Annotated in this window: 13 protein-coding genes; 6 read left to right on the top strand and 7 right to left on the bottom strand. The window is 33.3% G+C overall.

The genetic code is table 11. The features are described from left to right. Positions 1-36: 36 nt before the first annotated feature. From ATO12_RS12285 to ATO12_RS12265, 5 genes are all read left to right on the top strand, one after another. On the top strand, positions 37-4065 hold the full coding sequence (locus ATO12_RS12285; RefSeq protein ID WP_034242320.1) for a DUF6923 family protein: 4029 nt from the start codon (positions 37-39) through the stop codon (positions 4063-4065). A gap of 120 nt (positions 4066-4185) precedes the next feature. Continuing rightward, positions 4186-5442, top strand: coding sequence for an oligosaccharide flippase family protein (locus tag ATO12_RS12280; RefSeq protein ID WP_034242319.1), 1257 nt, complete (start codon positions 4186-4188; stop codon positions 5440-5442). Between the two features lie 102 nt (positions 5443-5544). Continuing rightward, entirely contained in the window at positions 5545-5841 is a 297-nt protein-coding gene (locus ATO12_RS12275; RefSeq protein WP_034242317.1) for an STAS domain-containing protein, read from the top strand. Between the two features lie 30 nt (positions 5842-5871). After that, entirely contained in the window at positions 5872-6171 is a 300-nt protein-coding gene (locus tag ATO12_RS12270) for a hypothetical protein (protein WP_034242316.1), read from the top strand. Positions 6172-6417: 246 nt separating this feature from the next. Beyond that, the gene (locus tag ATO12_RS12265) at positions 6418-7635 is read left to right on the top strand and encodes a glycosyltransferase (protein ID WP_034242314.1); all 1218 of its coding nucleotides are present in this window, start codon (positions 6418-6420) and stop codon (positions 7633-7635) included. A gap of 90 nt (positions 7636-7725) precedes the next feature. Here ATO12_RS12265 and ATO12_RS12260 read toward each other — a convergent pair whose 3' ends face one another. Genes ATO12_RS12260 through ATO12_RS12250 form a run of 3 tightly spaced genes read right to left on the bottom strand, consistent with a single transcriptional unit; the run spans position 7726 to position 13594 of the window. Continuing rightward, positions 7726-9273 carry a cellulase family glycosylhydrolase gene (locus ATO12_RS12260; RefSeq protein ID WP_034242312.1) on the bottom strand — a complete coding sequence of 516 codons (1548 nt, stop codon included), beginning with the start codon at positions 9271-9273 and terminating at the stop codon, positions 7726-7728. Beyond that, a complete protein-coding gene (locus ATO12_RS12255; protein WP_034242311.1) occupies positions 9270-10505 on the bottom strand; it encodes a hypothetical protein in 1236 nt (411 codons plus the stop codon). Before ATO12_RS12255 ends, ATO12_RS12260 begins: the two co-directional genes overlap by 4 nt. After that, positions 10505-13594 carry a membrane protein gene (locus ATO12_RS12250; RefSeq protein ID WP_034242309.1) on the bottom strand — a complete coding sequence of 1030 codons (3090 nt, stop codon included), beginning with the start codon at positions 13592-13594 and terminating at the stop codon, positions 10505-10507. The genes ATO12_RS12255 and ATO12_RS12250 overlap by 1 nt, the downstream gene beginning before the upstream one ends. Positions 13595-13927: 333 nt before the next feature. Here ATO12_RS12250 and ATO12_RS12245 point away from each other — a divergent pair, with 333 nt between their 5' ends. Beyond that, the gene (locus ATO12_RS12245) at positions 13928-14749 is read left to right on the top strand and encodes a dolichyl-phosphate beta-glucosyltransferase (RefSeq protein ID WP_034242307.1); all 822 of its coding nucleotides are present in this window, start codon (positions 13928-13930) and stop codon (positions 14747-14749) included. Positions 14750-14868: 119 nt separating this feature from the next. Here ATO12_RS12245 and ATO12_RS12240 read toward each other — a convergent pair whose 3' ends face one another. The 4 genes from ATO12_RS12240 to ATO12_RS12225 form a co-directional block, all read right to left on the bottom strand. Then, entirely contained in the window at positions 14869-15522 is a 654-nt protein-coding gene (locus tag ATO12_RS12240; protein WP_034242306.1) for a class I SAM-dependent methyltransferase, read from the bottom strand. Positions 15523-15540: 18 nt separating this feature from the next. Continuing rightward, the gene (locus tag ATO12_RS12235; RefSeq protein WP_034242303.1) at positions 15541-16260 is read right to left on the bottom strand and encodes a DUF4198 domain-containing protein; all 720 of its coding nucleotides are present in this window, start codon (positions 16258-16260) and stop codon (positions 15541-15543) included. A gap of 86 nt (positions 16261-16346) precedes the next feature. Then, positions 16347-17621, bottom strand: a complete 1275-nt coding sequence (locus tag ATO12_RS12230) for a DUF4374 domain-containing protein (protein WP_034242301.1) — start codon at positions 17619-17621, stop codon at positions 16347-16349. 24 nt (positions 17622-17645) lie between these two features. Beyond that, entirely contained in the window at positions 17646-20033 is a 2388-nt protein-coding gene (locus tag ATO12_RS12225) for a TonB-dependent receptor (protein ID WP_081802053.1), read from the bottom strand. Positions 20034-20096: the final 63 nt, after the last annotated feature.

The raw sequence follows: 20096 nt of genomic DNA, 5'->3' as shown, positions 1-20096 counted from the left end.
CTGTATTAGTTTTAATACAAACGACCAGTATATACTATGAAAAAGATCATTATCCTTTTGGTAATTCTCCTAGTCAATATTACGTATGCCCAACAACCTTTTGATTGTAACGAGGGAAAATTTTACCAGGTAATTTCTGGAGCATTACGATCATACGACCCAATAACAGGAACATATTCAACTCCTCTTCATACGCATACAGCATACAATGCGGGAGGTTATAACCCTGTAGATAACTTTTTATATGCGATTAGAAATAGCGACAAGCATTTACTACGTATCGGAACCGACATGGTAGTAGATCTAGGTGCTGTAGCCCAAAACGGAGGGGTTTCTTTTGGTGGCGGATATGCTGCCGATGTAGATAGCGAAGGGAACTTATGGGTTTTTCAAAACGCAATTGACAAACAATCTTTTCATAAGATTACCAATCTTCAAAGCTATGACGGTTCTTCATCTCCTACATTTGAGATCATAGTATCTGATCAGGCCTCGCCAAGTACTTGTGCAGATATTGTATTTATAGATGGTAATCTATACGGCGGTAGTAAAGGAAATGTTTATAAATGGGATCTTACAACAGCTACACCAGCTTTTAGCTATAAGTCTGTTACAGATTTACCTAGTCATACATTTGGTGCGTGTTATACCGACACTAGTAACCGATTATATGTATCTAGTAATAAAGGTGGCTTATATTTAGTAAATGACTATGAGTCTGCTACTCCTTATGCTACATTATTAAACAATACAGAAGTAACAAATTCTAATGATGGGTTTAAATGTGCAGTTGGGGTATCTCCTATAGATGCTGATAAAGATGAAGTATTAGATCCTTTTGATAAGGATACCGATGGTGACGGAATCCCGGATGTAGTAGAATGTGGTGGAGTTGACCCATATGGAGACGATGACTCTGATGGAATTTTTAATTACCTGGATCCGGATTTTGGTAATACGTGTAATAGCGGAGTATCTCTTGCTTTTGATACGGATCGCGACGGAGTTCCTAATGCATTGGATCTTGATAGTGATAACGACGGAATATTTGATATCGTTGAAGCCGGATTAGGAAGCTATGATACCAATGGAGATGGTTTTTTTAATTCTGAAGATGCAAATTTTGTAGATTCTGATCTTGATGGAATTGCGGATATAGTAGATGTTGATCAAACCGGAGTTGCATTCTACCCTACCGATACAGATGGTGACTTAATTTATGATCCATACGATATTGATGCAGATCAGGATGGTATTATTGATCTTATCGAAGGGCAAAACAGCGCAAGTTTCGTAACGCTTTCTGGTTCTGATCAGGATAGAGATGGTATGGATGATGCTTTTGACCCAGATCAGGGTGGTACGCCCCAGGGATATGTAAATACTGATGGTACCGATAATCCCGACTTTATGGATACCGATTCTAATAATGATGGAACGTTGGATACTGTAGATGGATATGATACTAACAGTGATGGTACTGCAGATACGGTTGCCGCAGGAAATGATTTTGATCAGGATGGTTTAGATGACAATTTTGATTTAAAAGAAACTGTATTTGATTCTGATAACGGAAACCAAACTCCAGGTAGTTTTCCTGTACTAAGTATTAGTCAGCGATACCAATATCCGGGAACATACAACAGTAACGGAACTCCTGATTATTTAGGAACCAATGAAACACTCGCTTCTGATTATCTCGCACGAATCGATAACGCATTACCAGAAGGAAATTCTGTACCCAACCTTAACCCAAATTATATCTACTCGGGATATGACACCAATGTTATTATAGAAAGTACAACCAATGTTTCTGTAACTTTTATTGGTGAAAACACAAATTATAAAAATACACTAGGTTTTTATACCTATGATATCAATAGTCCTTCTACTACGGCTCCTAGCCCAGAAGATATAACTATTGTTTTTCCTAATGCTTCTAAAACAGGTAGTAATGGCGAATTAAATGCTGGTAATACGGTAAACATAGGAAGTTTTGCAGCAGATACAGGTATCGGATGGGTATTACTTGTAGACGGTTGGAATGGTAGTACTGTAGACTCTGGATTATGGCAAATCTATTCTAATCCTGATTACAATCCAGAATGTGATGAAGCACTACGCCCTCATAACATCCTACTTGCTGATACGGCAAATGAAAGTATCGTACTTGGTTTTGAAGACATTAGAAGAGACTATCCTGGAGCAGATCATGACTTTAATGATGTTCTTTTTCATATCAAAGCCGATCAATATTCATCTTTAAAAACGACAAACATCCCAGAATTAACAGAAGAAGGCGTTGTAACTTCTGGAAACGACGGTGGATTAGAAAGTAATGGTGACTTGGCCAGTTTAATTGCCAAAAGAAACTTTTTAAGATCAAAAACGAACAATGTATACAATCAAAAGAAACTACAGAAACGTTTCGCTCCGGGTCAAAAATCATACAAATCTGGTAATAATCAGGATTTAAGTATTTATTTCCCAACAACAGGTGCCACAGGAACAGAGACATCTTTTGTTTCTAGCCCAAACGATCTAATTGGTATAACCAACGCTACAGCAGTATTTTCGATAGATTACTATAATCAAAATAAGAGAGTCGGAGCTGCACTGGCTATGGCAACCAAAGGGTCTGTATATGACCATTCTAAAACCATCTGCGATAGACTTAATGGTTCTGTATTAGAAGATATAAGAACATTAACCATTCGAAATCATACTTTGGTAAATACCAAAATTAGAAGAGTTACGGGAGAAGTCGAACAAGCATTACATTTTTCTGTGAGGATAGATGAGTTTCAAAATGAATTATATAGCTTATGGAACATCGATCAATATCCAGAAGGTGACTACCTTAACTTCCAGATTTGGGGTGGTTCTATCCCACAGGTAGCCACGATTGCAAATACAATTATCGATAAATTAATTGAACAAAAATCATTAGGTAAAACTTTTATCCCCAATAATATCCCGTCTGTATTTGTACAAAAAGGATTTTATAGAGATGGTAAACTTGTTTTGGATATTGTAAATAAATCAGAAGTAAGTCAGTTCAATTTTAGAGGAAACAAAAGAGCTACCGAGCTTTCTAAAGAAGAACTAATTACCAAATTCATATCCTTATCTGGTAAATACCAGGAAACTGTTACTGTAGAAACCGGATACTTATTTGATATCGGATTTGCGATTACTGGTGATAATCCCAATACGGCAGATGTGCTATACCTGGCAGATGGCCCATGGGGTATTGATTTTCTGGAGCAGGGAGCTACTGTATTTAATTTTGAAATTGTAAAAAATAAAAACAATGGCACGCAAGAGGGACAGTATCAAGTAGAACGAGATGCCAAAGTAAGTGGTAATCTTAAAGAAACCGTGAACTTGTTTAGAAACATTCTTGGTGGTGATCTAACGTTAGATGTTTCTGAGTATGATGCCGTTGATTTTGAATTATATGCTGATAGAGATGTAGAAGTAATTTTAGTAACCAAAGACCTTGTGAACTGGAATGACAGGCTTAGATATACCATAAAAGCAAGTGATACAAAACAAACGTATACCCTGCCTTTTTCAGAGTTTTCGAGTAAAGCAAAACAAAGTGGTTCTATTAATGAATTAAGAAGTGTAGTATTCTCTATCCAGGGAGATTACCAAAGCTATGTTCTTTTTAATCTCGAAGTTGCTAAACTTGCTTTTACCAAGGAAAAAGAAAATACCGACGATACTATTGATGAAGAAGATAGTGATGCAACAATTATTGATAATGATGATATCGAAGATATTACGCTAACCACAGAGAATAATACTGTTATACATAATTCTCCTAATCCGTTTAGAACGCAAACAACGATCAAAATGCCTACAGCAAATCAAAAAATTACAATTTCTGTAATCGATATGTTGGGTAGAGTTGTACAAAAAGAAGAGCTAGAAAGTGCAGCGGCTCCATCAGATACTTTTACGTTTACTGCCAAGAATTTACAGCGAGGAGTGTATAAGTATATTATTAGAGGAGATGACTTTAAGAAAAGATACGAGGGAAGTTTTTTAATACAATAGCAATAGTTAATAAAAACCGCTATACTGCCTAAAAACAGGTGGTATGGTGGTTTTATCAAAAAGAAAATATTTTTAGTATAAAACGTAGAGGTTGGAAAATTAAAAACTAACTTTATGAATATGATTCTTAATACTGCTTTAAAAAAATTGAGTGCTGAACAAAAATTTATGATCAGCGTTATCATTGTTAATGGAGGAAACTATCTATATAACTTGATATTGGGAAGAATCTTAGGTCCCGCACAATTTGCAGATGCAGCATTATTAATTACTTTTCTTTTGGTTTTATCGTTTATAGCGATGACATTTCAGCTATCAACTGCCAAGTTTTCTGTGCTTTTTGAGGATTCTATATTTAAAAGTTTTATTAATATTATTTATAAATATTCAAGCAGTATCGGGGTTATCTTTGGTGTACTCTTAATTATTTTCTCTAAACAACTTCAGCAGCTTTTTAATACTCAATCTGCTGCTATGTTTACTATTTTTGGGATTGGTGTTCCTATTTATTTTATAATGAGTGTTAACCGAGGAGTGTTTCAGGGAAATAAAAAATTTGATAGCCTTGCAGTCACTTACCAGGGAGAGATGCTTAGTAGATTGATTATTACTCTTATTTTAATTTACACCTTAGGTTTACAGTCTTCTATTTTAGTGGCTTTGGGTATTGCAATTTCTTTTTTGTTTGGGTTGTTACCTTTTCGTTTCCAGGATATCGAGATTACAAAAAAGCATAAACTACCTTCTGCAGAGTCTAAATATATCATTAAGTTTTTCTTACTAACAGCTTTCTATGAGTTTACTCAAATCATAATCAACAATAGTGACATCCTTATGGTTAAACATTATTTTGAAACCTATGAGGCGGGTCTATACGCATCATTAGCATTGATTGGTAGAGTTGTCTATTTTGTTGCCTGGATGTTTGTAATGTTACTATTACCCAAAGTAGTAGAAAAACAAAAAGAAGGAGAATCTCATGCTCCTATTTTATTTAAGTATGTGTTCTATATCACATTACTTTCGGCTTCAATTGTTCTGGGGTGTTACCTCTTTCCTGAGTTTGTGATCAATATCATGTTTGGCTCAGAATACTTAAGTGTTGCCCCACTACTGTGGAAATATGCAATCGCAACTTCGCTCTTTGCTATTTCTAACATTTTTGCCTATTACTTTTTATCCTTAGATCAATATATACCCGTTATATTATCGGCGTTACTTGGGGTTTCGCAAGTGGTACTTATCATATTCTTTCACGACACATTATCTGATATTGTTATTATGCAAATAATAGCAATGGCTATTCTTCTCATATTTCAGATCTTCTTTTTTGTAAGCTATCAGAAGTTATCTAAAAAAGGCTCAACGAACCATTAAATCAATTCATCGATAGATACTTGCAACTCAACAGATTTAGTGTAGAGATGCAAAAAAAATGATCCATCTTTGAAATATTAATAACCAATAAAACAAGAAGTTATGGCTTTACAAATTACTAAGAACCAAGGAATTTTTGAAATTAAAGGAAGTATTGTAGCAGAAAATACCAAATCGCTACAGCATCATTTTGAGAACTTATTATTCAATTCGGATAAAGTGATATTGTGTATGGATAAGGTTAAAAAAATTGATGCTTCTGGTGTTACAGTATTGACCAAATTATTTAGAAATGCTATGGAACATAACAAGGTTTTTTACATCATTGGAAAAGAAAATAAAAAAGTAAGTAATGCTTTTGGTAAAGTAAATTACATATTAAGAAGTGATTTCGTATAAAATATAACCCTCCCCAAAATATAAAATATCATGAAACTACAAATAATAAATACCTCAGGAACATTTGAAGTCATAGGAAACTTTACTTTGGACAATACAGAATTAGTAAAAGATCATTTTAACTACTTATTAGATCACTATGAAGAAGTAGTGATGTCTTTAAAAAAAGTAAAGAAAATCGATAAAAAAGCCATCAAAGTTTTAAAAGAAATCTATGCAAAAGCCAATAGAAGAAGTAAAATACTTTTTGTTTTAGGTAAAGAAAATAATGTAATAGCAAATGCTTTCAAAAAAAATAAAGCAGATCATATTTTTAGAGAAGATTACTAATATTAAGTTTCTTATCAACTAAGTAAGAGTATTATAAAATTCTTTTAAATCGACAACATTATAGGTATTCTTCTTGCATTTCAGTTGTTTTTGTTGTTAGGTTATTATAAATTGTAGTTTATTATAGTAAAAAATAAAGACGTACCCCATTCGTCCTAAAATCTTGAAACCTGTTAACCAACAAGATTTCTACTTGATTTTAATTCGTCTCTGTCTGTTTCTAAAAAAGAAAACAAAATTCTACAGATGAAATTAGCAATTGTAACGGCGTATCCGCCTAGTAAGGTGACTTTAAATGAATATGCATACCACCTGGTAAAACACTTTAGACAACATGCCGAGGTATCTGAGCTTGTTTTATTAACCGATGTATCTCCTAAAGATGCGGATACCGTTTTTGAAGAAGAAGGATGTAATGTAGTCGTTAAACAATGTTGGAAATTTAATAGCTATAGTAATATCTTCTCTGTTATGAAAGCTATTAAACAAACGCGCCCAGATGCAGTATTGTTTAATCTTCAGTTTATGAAATTTGGTGATAAAAAAATAGCTGCAGCACTTGGCTTATTATTGCCCAAACGTTGCGTCTTTAACAAAATACCCACCATAGTTCTGTTGCACAATATTATGGAGCAAGTAGATCTTGAAAGCTCTGGGTTTACAAAAAATAAAGTGCTACAAAAAATCTATAATGGTATAGGGACAACACTCACTCGGTTTATCTTATCTGCCGATATTGTTGCCGTTACTATAGACAAGTATGTTCATATTCTAAAAGCAAAATATAAAACCGAAAATGTAGTACAGATTCCACATGGGACTTTCGAGTTACCTGAAGAGCCAAAATATACACTTCCGGAAGGCCCGTTGCAAATTATGACTTTTGGTAAATTTGGGACTTACAAGAAAGTGGAAATCATGATTGAAGCGGTAGAAAAAATACGATCTAGAACAAATATTGATTTAGAGATTGTAATTGCCGGAACAGACAATCCTAATGTTATTGGGTACCTGCAATCAATGAAAGAAAAATATGCCGATGTCCCTCAACTCACTTTTACTGGTTATGTAGAAGAAGCAGATGTACCCCGAATTTTTGAAGAAAGTGCAATGGTCGTATTTCCTTATACCTCTACAACGGGTAGTTCTGGAGTATTGCATCAGGCAGGAAGTTATGGTAAAGCAGTAGTTATGCCAGATTTGGGAGACTTGAGTTTATTAGTAAAAGACGAAGGATACCAGGGAGAATTTTTTAATCCCGAAAGTGCAGACAGCCTCGCTGATGCCATAGAAAAAATAGTATTGGATCCTGCATATCGTACTGCTTTGGGGCAAGCAAATTATAAGGCAGCAACCGCCCTACCAATGAGTAAAATCACAGCAATGTATTTAGAACAGTTTAATGCTATCAAAAAAAGTAAAGCACGAAATATAGAAAAGACATACAAAGGGGCTTCTTTATAAAAATATTTCTGCCGGTATACTGGCAGGATTGCCCCAAACTTAATGATTTGTCATAACTGTAAAAACACTTGTATCTTACACAAGTGTTTTTTATTTATTTATATACTCAAAAGCAGGTTTCTTGTTACCATCACGATCTATAAATCCAAAGTGTTTTTGCTTGTGTTTTCGCCAGGGTAGTTTACCCACTACAGTACTAGGCACCTCATCAAAATCATATAAGGTCCAGGAGAGGTAATGAATATTATTTTGTTTAATGATTTCTTGAAACTGTTTATAATAATTAGCTTGCTCTTTTTCTGAAGGACCAAAAGGACTCCAAAACCCTCTATTAGATGATAATCCAAATTCTTGCAATACTATAGGTTTTTTAATTTCGGTATTCATAATAGTGTATGCATCAGAAAAGGCATCGATATCCAGATAATAATGAAAAGAAATAAGATCTACTTCATTTTGTAATAAGCCAGCAGATATAGTGTCAGACCAACCGATTGTTATCAAATGATTAGGGTCAAATTGTTTGATCTGGTGGGTCATTTCTTTTAGCCAGGCCAATACATTTTCTTTTCCCCTGGTATCAAAATCCAGATTCGGTTCGTTCTTTATATCCCAGGCAAGGATAGCATTATGATCTGTAAAAGCACTTACAATTTGTTCTGCATGGCGATGGGTTAATGTCCAATCCAATACAGAATAATCTCCATAAAAGTCAAATAAGGTAACAATAACTTTAAGGTTTTTGGTTTCTGCCTTATCTAATACTTGTTTAAGTTTTTCTAATTTTTCGGTTTTCACCTTGGCTTTACCAAAGGCTTTATAGGGTATAAAAATTCGTATCGTATTTAAGCCTGTGTTCTTAATAATATCGAAATCGGCAGCAATCACATTCATGTCAAAATCATCACCAAACATATCCCATGGTGTCTTTTGAGGGTAATAATTAATCCCTTTGATCTGGTATTCTTTATCTTCAACAAATATTTTGTTTTCTTTAACTTTAATCGACCTATTGGTTTGTGTTACAGGGTCTGATGTATGATTTTTGTCTTTTACCATATGGCGTATTCGCCAAAAACCATCTTCTAGCATTAACAACACTTGATAGTCTGATTGTAATTTTGTTTCTAATACCAGTTCATGATCACGATAAACTCTTTGATATTCTTTTACACCGGTATCTGTTATAACCGCTAATTGGCCATCTGCACTATAAAAATCTAATGCTATATTATGTGTAGTTGTAGTGCCATGTATAGCAATATTTTTTTCTTTATTGGATACTAATGATGCAAAAATATGTTTTCGTGCACTTTTGGTATAGTAATCCTCTATTCCTTTTGGAGTATTGGTTTGATATGCTGCATTGCGTATATACCATGCATTAAGATAATCCTGTTCTATGTCTTGCAGTGTTTGTTTTTCTATAGGTCGCCCGGGATTAATGGTATCTTTCCATTTTAATTTAGGTAAATATACTCGTTCTTTATGCAAAGCCAGATGTAGCATCGAACTTCGATCTGCTCCTGTAGTAAGATAAGATAATGTCTGGCCGATGCCAAAAAGCAATAGTATAATAACTCCGACAAAGGAGATAATGATGAATGACCTATATATGTTTCTATTCCAACCCATCATTGTAGTATTATATTTTTAAATTCTTTTTGTATTCCTAAAGCTTTGATCTGCATATCGTAATTTCCTGAAACATAAAATCCTTCTTGTAATAGAAATCTAACCAGCCCATCTGAAGAAGTTTTAATTTTGGTATCTATTTTTTGATTATCCTTAAAAACATCCATCTTTACTATAGTGCCATTAGGGATTAATTGTTCCATAAAACTTACCAGGGGTCCAATAGTAATCTCTCTATTATCGTTATCAAATTTCACTTCAAAATCATCTAAAACCTGGGTATACGCTATGGTGAGTATATTACTCTCTGCCATACCCGGCACATAGGCCTTAATCTGCCACGTATCTTTATGATCGGGATGCAAAATTTTACCTACTGCCTGGCCGTTAATTGTACTTCCTTGCGTATGTAACAATACTCCTTTTGTATCTTTAATTACAAATTTCACAAGGGATCCATCACTTACGATATTGCCATGCTCGTCCTTTATGATAGATGTAATAAACTCCGTAATTTGGTTACCGTCTGCATATGCATGTTTTCGATTGCTTCTAATCTCAAAATTTTCGGGTAGTGAAGGATATACCTCAACAGAAAATTCCTTAGAAACTGTTTCGCTAACCTTCGAAAACATCAATATTCGACCTGATTGATCATAAGAAAATATGTTTGCCCAGGCAATCATATCTTTGCTCTGTAATATGCTTTCTTTTTCTATATCCAAAAATTGATGTCCAATTAGTACCGCAGTACTATCGCGCAATGGATTATCAAAAGAATCTGTAGGAATCACAATTTGCATGGTATAATCTTCTCCCCCTGCTATGATACTGGGAGGTCCTATGTAGGATTCTAAATGTACTTTTGTTTTGGTATTAGATATAATACGTATTTCCCCTTCATATAGACTTTCTGTCTCACCAAGTAAGGTATACGATACTACTCCTTTTTTCTTTGCCATAAACTCCGGAATGGTAAAACGTGTTGTATCATCTGTATCAGGATCGATCACATTGCTACCAAAAGAGGAGTGTATAAAAAGTTGGGTTCGAACAGGTGTATTAAGCTTAAAATCTAACACAATAGGGTTTCCTGCTTCAAACACTCTTTCTTTGGTTAATAACACTGCAGAATTTTCATCTTGTTTTTTTAGAACAGTTGTAAAAGCTATACTTATAGTACAAATTAATGTTCCCAAAAACAGTAGAATGATATGTTTCTTGTTTAGTTTCATTAATTTGGTGCTCCGATATACGTGTTAACTTCTAATTTAACATAACTAAACCCTTTTCCTTTTATTGGTAAAAACTGTACCGATTGATGCTCAACTTTTCTACTAGGAACTACTTTATTACTAATTAAAGTATTTAATAATCCATTTACAAAAACGTTCTTCAAATCTTTATTAATAGTATGTATCCCAGACAAATCCAATAACTGATAATCAAAATATTGTTTACGTTGCGGACGAATACCTTCTGGCAAATATTGATGATCTACCCATACCAACTCATAATTTTCATCATAATATGAAATTAATAGTAAAGGAATGGTTACCTCTTCTAATCCGGAGTTAAACAAGATTCCTTCTACATGATCATTTTTTATAGAGAGTTCATTTATGGCAACTCCTTTGTATAAATCTACTGTAGTTACATTTCCTGCACATTGTAAATTAAATTTAGCAGGTTTTTCATCAAATTTCATTACTGTGAACTGATCAGGATCGAACGTTTTAGGTTTATGATCTTCTTTATTTATCCAGGCAATTCCTTCAAAATTAATGCGAAAACTAGTAATCTCTTTAGGCATTAATTTATGTTTCATTTGATGTTTGACATTATACCTTGCTAATTTTTCATCTTTATCATTATACAATGTACCTGTGACTACAACATCTGCTGGTATATTGTCAACATTTTGTATTTCGCCAATAAGGCTATATTCATCACTACATTCAACAATTTTTGCCGATAACACCTCTAATACGGGTTGTTTAAGAACATCTTCATGATAGGTCTGTTCTGAACTAATTCTACGCCTTCCATGATTATAAAAAGCAGTGATGTTTTCTGCAAATAATTGATCCGGAGGGATATCTAAATCATATGCTAGTGGTTTCACAAACCACTTATTATGATATTTTACCAACTCATGATAGAATGTTTTATCTATTCTTTCTAATGGAGTAATCCAATGCGTAATGGCTTTAACTCTGGCTGTACTATCAGTTTGAGCAGTAATACTTACATTAATTGCGTCCATTTTGGCATACGAACTCAATAAACCATCTGTTACGGCAACTTCTAACATATATTGATCAATAGTTTTATTGCTTTTTGGGTCTAGATAAGAATATGCTCTTTCAAATTCTTTAAAATCCAATGCATCATAATACGCTTCTGTTACATTAACAGGACCTATTTGTTTTACATTTTTTATATATATCAAATAAAAACCATATCCTATAAAAATTAACATTAGGAATCCCCACAGATAAGAAGCTTTAAAAACTGATTTTTGAAATTCCTTGTAGTGTATTCCAAACTTAAAATATACAGGAAAACTCTTATGTTTAGCTTTTAAAGCATGTATCCATATCAACTGCACATTAATAATAAATGCTAGTAATACAGTGCATATAGGAATCAAACCCCACATTAATTTTTGAAACATAGGAACATCCTCTTTGGGTAAAATACTGGATAACGGAGGAACGTTTAACTTTTCCCAAACCATAATCCCATTTTCTAATTGCCGTAGTCTCTGCCAGCCACAGAAATACAAAATAGGGTCATAAAACTTATCATTAGAGAATACATATTTTAAATTATATTTCTCGGGAACAGTTAGAAACTGTTGTAAAGAACCAATACCTTCTACTCCTCTAAATTTAGAATTTTCTAAACGCTCTACTGCTCTGGTTGTTAACTCTGGCAATCTTCTTGCAGAATGATAATTACCATCGACTGTCATTGCATTAGTTTGGGCAGAAAGCCATGCCATCTGATCTCCAAATCCCAAAGGAAGGTATCTCCAGTGATCATGCTGATCCTGGCTTAAAAAATTTAGGATAGGCAGCATTTTAATTTTTTGTGGTTGCGAAGGTCTAAAATACCCAAGACTCATGGTAAAAAGTGTCATAAACACAAGAACTCCTGTAAACAATCCTCCTAAAATCCTATGATATACTCCTCCATATTTTTTTTGAATTTTTTCTTTTAAATCTCCTTCTATAAATCGGTAGCTAAATTCGCCAAACATGGGTAAAGCCATAATAGAGGCCCATAGGGTAAACCGGTCTAGTGTAAGGATATTAAACGCATTATCTCCCAACATCATCCTGGGGATTGGTGTCGTTCCTCCTGTCCCCAAAATTGTTAAAAGCGTTATCGATAACCCAAAAAACAAATATCGCTTACTATAAAATCGATACCATATATAAGGTAATAAGAATAGTAAAACTCCCCACGGAATCAAAAAGAACACTAATCCCGATGAAGTCACTTCGAGAAAATTATCTCTCGATCCATGTGGTATGGGTACTTGAGTTATTGGGTTATTTTTAGTATTAATCCAATACGGAAGAATGCAAACAATGATCAGTAGCAGTGATCCAAAACCAAAACCTACAATCCTTTTAAAAAGTGAAAGAAAGCTTTGTAAGAATATTAAAAACCTAATTTCTTTATATGACCCTGTCTTTTCTCTGGAAACATCCATGATTACCATACCGATTAACGGAAAAATGAAAAATACCATCCCAAAAATCGGGGTTACATGATGAGAAGTCACTGTAACCGCTATTAGGCTCAAAGCATTTAATAAATATTTATATTTTCCAATTTTGAGCCATAGATAAATCTCGGGTAATGCATGCAGCAGGATAGACAACCCAATAATACTGGGTAATTGACCAAAAATATGTAGTGTTTCTATAAAGACAGAAGAAAATACGGCAAGTATAGCTGTATATCCGGCAACTTTTCTATTAGAGGTAAGTACTAAGGCAAAACGATAAATCCCTGTTATAAAAAGGATAATGGCTATAATAGCTACGGTAAACAAGCCAAATTTAAGTCCACCAATATAAGAGAACAATCCAATACTTTGATGCACTAATGGTGGATATCCCATTACTGTAAACCCTGTATACCAACTATAGTTCCAGGGTTCGAACCAATTATTGGCGTAATGATTTCCAAAGAATAAATGAATCAATGCATCATATGTCGATTCTAACGTAAAAAAAATAGTGGTACCATGAAAAACCACTCCGATGAGTAATGCACTTATCAAATACTTATTTGTGGTTTTATCCATAAAGACTCGCCATAGTTTTCGATTTAAATATACGATAAAGGTTTCGGTTTAGAACAAGTCTCAAAACGAATGTAAATTAAAAATTAGCAGTTTATGACTCTGGCTCACTACAAATCAGACTGCTACTAAAAATCTATCACCTATTAAAGTATTCTCAAAACCTTCAAAATATTGGTTTTCAACAATTCTGATGTTTTAATATGTCTATAGACGAATGGTATGTCTTTCGATAAAAACCATTCGCCGATAGCAATATTCTACTCATCGAAATACCATCTCTTACGGCGCAAATCGTAGCTACATTTGAAGTATAAACCTCAAAATACTACCATTATGAAAACAGGAATTATCATACCATGCTATAATGAAGAAAACAGATTAAATGTAACTGCTTTTTTAAATTTTATACAAAAGGAAAACGATTTTCACTTATGTTTTGTAAATGATGGAAGTAAGGATAACACTGTAGAAGTTTTAAAGAAGATTCAATCTCATGATCCACTTAAAGTGAGTGTTATTGATATCAAAAAAAATTCTGGAAAAGCAGCAGCAGTAAGAGCAGGTGCCAGATACTTACACAGTAGAGGTGATATAGAATTTATTGGTTTTATTGATGCCGATTTATCTACCGATTTTGAAGATTTTGATGGGCTTTTAAAAACATTAAAAACCAACAAAAGATTAAGTTTTGTTTTTGGATCTAGAGCTAAAAATGCTTCAGATAATATCAAAAAAGATGGCATTAGATCAATGATCTCTAAATTTATTAATATTCTTATTGTATTCATTTTGGGATTGTCTATTCAGGACACACAATGTGGAGCTAAAGTGTTCAAAGCAGATCTGGTTCCTGTGATCTTTAATAAAAGTTTCTTTAGCAGATGGTTATTTGATGTAGAAATGTTCATAAAAATGAAAAAGCACTTCGGTAAAACCGAAATCATGAATAAAATCTATGAACAACCTCTTAAAAGATGGGTTCATATGGAAGATTCTAAGTTAGGATTAAAAGATTCATTAGAAATTCCTTACAGATTATTATCGATATGGTTTAACTATAACATACTTCAATCGTTACAGGTTTCATTCTCTAAAGAAATTACCGAACCTACAATAGAAGTATACGGAATGGCTACTCCAGCTTTGGCAGCCTAAGATAGAAGATTACCTTATAAAATTTGACTCGAAATTGCCCCTAAATATATCTATCAATAAAGAGCACATACTTGTATCAAGTATGTGCTCTCTTTCTTATTATATATCAACTAATAAGGTTACTTCGTAAATTTTACGATTGTATACTCTCTATTCACCATATCTCCCGATTTGCTTTCGACAGTTTCTATTCTATCAATAGCTTCGATTGACTTGAACGGTATTTTATTTGCCAAAGTTTTGATTTTATTGGCATCATATAATTCGAACCTTGAATCTACAAAAGGTAGCGTTTTCATAAAATTCATATTGGCAAATGCTATAGAACACACCCCATCTTTTTTTAAAACTCTATAGATTTCTGTTAACAAAAAGAGTGGTTTTTCCCAAAAATAAATTGTGTTTACCGACAATATTTTATCAAAATAATGATCTGAAAAAGGAATCGTATTCCCATCGTAAAGTAAAAATTTAGATTGGTTATTTTTCACAACGTTTTTATTGAGCTTCTCAGATTCAATTTTCATAGATTCTGATATTTCTAAACCAACATACGATATATCGTTGGCTTGCTTTAGAATTTCATTAAGATGAATAGCATTACCATGTCCTAATTCTAAAACACGATTCTCTTTTTCAAGTTGTAAACTCTCAATCGTATTAAGAATCATCCCTAAATTGGTTTGATTCATTTTTTTTGCTATTTCCAGACCAGAATCTCCTCTGGGGCAACTTAACTGGGATGCTATTGCTTTCAACTCTTTTTCGGTCATAGCATTTTCTAATATAAATTAATTGATAGTGTATACTGCACAATGCCAGGTAAATTGATATGCTACATTATCATATGTTCCTGGCTTTTTATCCTCGTGTGTAGCTTCAATCACATATCGGGTTTTAAAAGGCAAACTAAAGGTTATCATTCCGTTCTTATCGGTCTTTACTTTTTTTGACCAGTCTTCTTTTATAAATACTGTAACTTCTGCTTCTGCTAGAGGTTTGTCTTTAAAAAGTATTTGAAGTTTAGCCTGCTCTGATGTTGTAGAAAGATCAACTATCGCTATACTTTCGGGATTTATGGCAACCGTTTTATGTGTCGTATTTTTTCCTACTTCTACCTTAGCAACCGAATGGTATTGTGGTCTAAAAATACCATAATCATATTGAGTATAATCTAAAACTTTATATTTCTTATTATCTAAAACGATAGAATAGGTACCTTCTGATTTTGGAGTAAAGTTAGCTACATGATAAGCTGATTTTGCTTTGGTCTCTAGTTTTGTTTTATTTCCTTGTTGATCTACAACCCAAAGTGTAAAATGTTGTGCATTTTGAAATACTTCGCCATCTGTTTTTTCTGCGACTCCACTAGCAAACTCCCCAAAATATATACGTATTTCGTGTTCTTGGTTTAGCGTTCCATTAGGATTGGTTTCTATCCAAAAGAAGTGTGCAAAAGTTTTTGTAGTACATAATAGTAATAGAAGTACTAATCCTGTTATTTTTTTCATTCCTTATTTGCTTTATACTTTGATTAAAAATATAAAACACTCCTAAACGAAATTGTCCAGGAGTGTTTCTTTTCACAAAGATTAGATTAGTTAGTTACTTTAAAAATTCCTTTAAGTGCTAACCCTTGTACTTTAGCACCTTTGGTGGCAGTAGCTGTTTTAGGATCTACAATATATACATGTGTTTCTGTTCCTGCATAACTACTAAGGTAGGCTTTACCATCTTCTACATACATCGGAGATGTATATCGGTTGGCATGGGTTGGTATTCCTTGTACATCGGTAACGGTTTTATTTTCTAAATCAATAACAACCAGTTTGAAAAAATTTCCTGTTTCTTTAAATACACCCCAAGACCCAATTGTGTCGTCTATAATTATTCTAGCAATTGCTTTACCATCTCCCACATAATCCATCCAGAATAATTTTCCTCCATTAGGAGCAGATTCTACATCAAAAAAATAATCTTTATCAAATTCTGTAGCTCCATTTTTAATTCTTAAAATACCTGAAGGTTTTGTAGCAGAAGTAAAACCAGCACTTAATGCCGAAGTAGAAAACGAATAAATATCTCCATTTTCTGTTTTTTCGATCCCTGTACTGTGCCCGTTAACTCCTATCGGACTGGTTCTATCATCGTAAATTATCTTTTCTAATTCGAATTCGGGATATTTAAAAACTGCAACATAGGCTCTACCCACATCTGGTGTTACATAAGAACCATCGGCCATCCATTTATGATACGAAACAAATAGTTTTCCGTCTCTTAAAACCATACCTGTTACCCAAGGAATCGTTCCTGGATTTTTTGCAGAACCATCTCCTTTATCAATATCAATAGGATGCTCAACAATTTTTTCTAATTTACCTGTTTCTGCATTTATAATATGAAATCTCTTATCAGATAACCCACTATAAGTAAGCTCTACAGCTAATAGTGTTTTATCATCTATCGCAGAATAATTATCTAAAGTAGATTGAAATGCGAAATTTCCTTTTTCTATCAATTTACCGTCTTTATCTAATCCATAGGCAATACATTTGTCATCATCAGAATATCCTGCAGTAAAAACTGTATTCTTTACGTTATGAAAAAACCTCCAACCTTTTAATGGTGTTCCTTGCCCTTCTACAGAAATTTCACCAGTAGTAAGTGATTCTAATGACGGTAATTCTAAGATATAGTCTACCGGAGATGCATCTCCTACAGGAAACGCCTGAAAACCAACTACATATTTAGAGACAGAAGCTGGGGGTGGATCTACAATAGGTCCTCCATCATCATCGCTACTACAAGAAGTAGCTAGTATTGATACTACTGCCAGTAGCATCAAATATTTAATACAATTTATTATTTTCATTATGATATGATTTTATAGTTATTATTAGTTTTTGTTTGTTAAATAGTATCTTAGTTTTACATAGAAAGCACGCCCTGGTTGTTGTATTTCAAAATTATCGTATACTCTCTCATCTGTTACATTTCTTGCCTGTACAGAGATATTATAAGTCCCTTTTTTAAAAGAATATCCTAGCTGTACATTATGCGACAATTGTTCTGGTATAATATCTCTCTCGTTTGGGTCTCCTTCTACAAAAGAGGTAAGTGGATAATCATGTACGTAGTATGAACCCCAAGAGAATGTTATCTGATCGTTGGTAGAAAAAATATCTTTTAAATTACATCCTATTCTGGCATTACCGAATAGGTAAGGAATATTAGCTATTCGTTGATTTTTTAGAAAATCAACCCCAGAATTCTCTCCTACATTACGATCAATAATATTTTGATAGGTTGCATTAAGATCCAGAAATAGAATATCATTATATAATGTTCTAATTTCGCCTTCTACTCCTGTACTTCTCGCTGCTGCGGTATTATAAAATCTGGAAAAAATCCCTTCGGATCGAATTGCTACAAAATTCTCTGATTCTCTAAGGAAAACGTTAGTATCAAAACGTAATTTGAGCTTATTAATATCGGTATTTAGGAGAACTCCCAGGTTTGCATTATAGCTTTCTTCTGGTAATAACTCGGGGTTTGATTTCAATAAAAAACCGTCTCCAAATACCTCATAGCCATCAGGAATCCTGAATGTTTTCTCAAACGAGCCTTTTATCTGAACGTGATCTGAAAATTTATAGGTCGATGCAAATCCATATCCTAATTCTTCAAATGTATTCTCAATCTTTGTAAAACGATCAGCTTCTACTGTTGTAAATGAATCTTCGATAATACCTTCTGAGTTTAGCAAATAGCCTTTAGCGAATAAGGTGGTATTCCAGGTGGCATCAAACAGCCTCAAATCATAAGACACACCAAATATATTTTTGTTTATAATATGAGGGTCATTAAAAGGTATTCTTCCTATCCTGGCAGGATCTTCACCTTTTCTTTTAATGTAATTCTTGGTATAATTAATATTAAACTTACTCCAGTCATTGATCTTATAACTCCCATAAGCATTAATCAGATGTGTATTGTCCTTAAACTCAAATAAGGTTTTACTAAATTCAAGTTCTCCTAAATTTTGGTCTCCTCTTTCTATAAAATTACCAAACCAATCATATTTTCGTGCAGAAGTATCTACTACTTTGTCATTATTTTGACCAATAGAAGCATATAGTTTTACTTTAAATTTTTCCTTGAGTAGATTTGCTTTTTCAAAAGTGACAGAAGCTTTAATTACATCGTTCTCTGTAAAAACTTCACCAAATGGATTCTGAGGATCAATAGGATGTTGAATTTCATTTTTATTAGCCGATGCAGTAATACCGATCAGTAATTTATCTGCAAATTTTTTGTCTACAAAACCAGTTTCAACTCTGATCATTTGAGAATTATATGCATCATGAAACCGTCTTACATTATCACGCCTGATCCCTGTATCGTTACCTAGCTCATCTCTTATTTCAATACCATCTATCTTATAGTCATTATCAGAATAATTATAAAAAGAAGAAACTTTTACCGCAAAGCCTTTTTTACTATAATATTGCCCATTTATCGTAGCACGATGTGTATTAAAAGAACCTATATCATAAGATACATCGAGGAAATCATTTTTGCGTTGGTTTGTAATAATATTTACTGCGCCTCCCAAGGCATCTGCTCCTAAATATATAGGAACAACACCTTTATAAACTTCGGCTCTCTCTACTAAAGTGGCCGGAAAATTATTTAGCGACAACGAGCTTCCGAAATTTTCTAAAGGAACACCATCGATAAAAAATTTAACTTGTTTACCCGATAAACCATTTAATGAAAAGTCAAAACCAGCACCTAAACCTCCCCTTTGTCGGACATTTACACCCGGAATAGTCATTAAAATCGAGTTGACATCTACACTTACATTTTTAAGCCCTTTGGTTTGTACAACTTCAACTTCGAATGCTTTTTCTCTTGTATTTTGAGCATTAGATTTTGCTTTTACTATTACATCACTCAATTCCTTAATATCTTCTTGTAAAACAATCGTTAAGGATGTAGTTTTTGAATTGTTTACTACTATTTTCTTGATGTATTTCTTAAAACCTACAAAACTGGCTTGTAAAGTATACGATCCCGAAGGTATTTCTAAATTGAATTTACCGTCAAAATCACTTACTGTTCCTTTATTTTGAAGTTCTAGAATCTGTATAGATGCTTCGGGAATCGGATTAGAATCCTGATCCAAAATCACGCCTGTCACCCTACTCTGAGCATTACAGACCATTACGTATAAAAGCAGAAAAAAAAGAGAACTGCTTTTTCTTAAAATTACCACTGACATTACAATTTTTTTTAAACAATTTAGTTTAGACTTTATATTATTATTTATATTTGGTCTAAATAA

It is taken from the genome of Aquimarina atlantica (assembly GCF_000626715.1).
Classification (GTDB): domain Bacteria; phylum Bacteroidota; class Bacteroidia; order Flavobacteriales; family Flavobacteriaceae; genus Aquimarina; species Aquimarina atlantica.
Note: the sequence above shows the minus strand (reverse complement) of the source record. Positions and strands in the feature narration are given on the sequence as shown.

Excerpts from the sequence above, each read along its gene's own strand:
- ATO12_RS12245 (WP_034242307.1), top strand. The coding sequence starts at position 13,928 with ATGAAAACAGGAATTATCATACCATGCTATAATGAAGAAAACAGATTA.
- ATO12_RS12250 (WP_034242309.1), bottom strand. The coding sequence starts at position 13,594 with ATGGATAAAACCACAAATAAGTATTTGATAAGTGCATTACTCATCGGA.
- ATO12_RS12270 (WP_034242316.1), top strand. The coding sequence starts at position 5,872 with ATGAAACTACAAATAATAAATACCTCAGGAACATTTGAAGTCATAGGA.
- ATO12_RS12255 (WP_034242311.1), bottom strand. The coding sequence starts at position 10,505 with ATGAAACTAAACAAGAAACATATCATTCTACTGTTTTTGGGAACATTA.
- ATO12_RS12275 (WP_034242317.1), top strand. The coding sequence starts at position 5,545 with ATGGCTTTACAAATTACTAAGAACCAAGGAATTTTTGAAATTAAAGGA.
- ATO12_RS12235 (WP_034242303.1), bottom strand. The coding sequence starts at position 16,260 with ATGAAAAAAATAACAGGATTAGTACTTCTATTACTATTATGTACTACA.
- ATO12_RS12225 (WP_081802053.1), bottom strand. The coding sequence starts at position 20,033 with ATGTCAGTGGTAATTTTAAGAAAAAGCAGTTCTCTTTTTTTTCTGCTT.
- ATO12_RS12265 (WP_034242314.1), top strand. The coding sequence starts at position 6,418 with ATGAAATTAGCAATTGTAACGGCGTATCCGCCTAGTAAGGTGACTTTA.
- ATO12_RS12280 (WP_034242319.1), top strand. The coding sequence starts at position 4,186 with ATGATTCTTAATACTGCTTTAAAAAAATTGAGTGCTGAACAAAAATTT.
- ATO12_RS12260 (WP_034242312.1), bottom strand. The coding sequence starts at position 9,273 with ATGATGGGTTGGAATAGAAACATATATAGGTCATTCATCATTATCTCC.
- ATO12_RS12285 (WP_034242320.1), top strand. The coding sequence starts at position 37 with ATGAAAAAGATCATTATCCTTTTGGTAATTCTCCTAGTCAATATTACG.
- ATO12_RS12230 (WP_034242301.1), bottom strand. The coding sequence starts at position 17,621 with ATGAAAATAATAAATTGTATTAAATATTTGATGCTACTGGCAGTAGTA.
- ATO12_RS12240 (WP_034242306.1), bottom strand. The coding sequence starts at position 15,522 with ATGACCGAAAAAGAGTTGAAAGCAATAGCATCCCAGTTAAGTTGCCCC.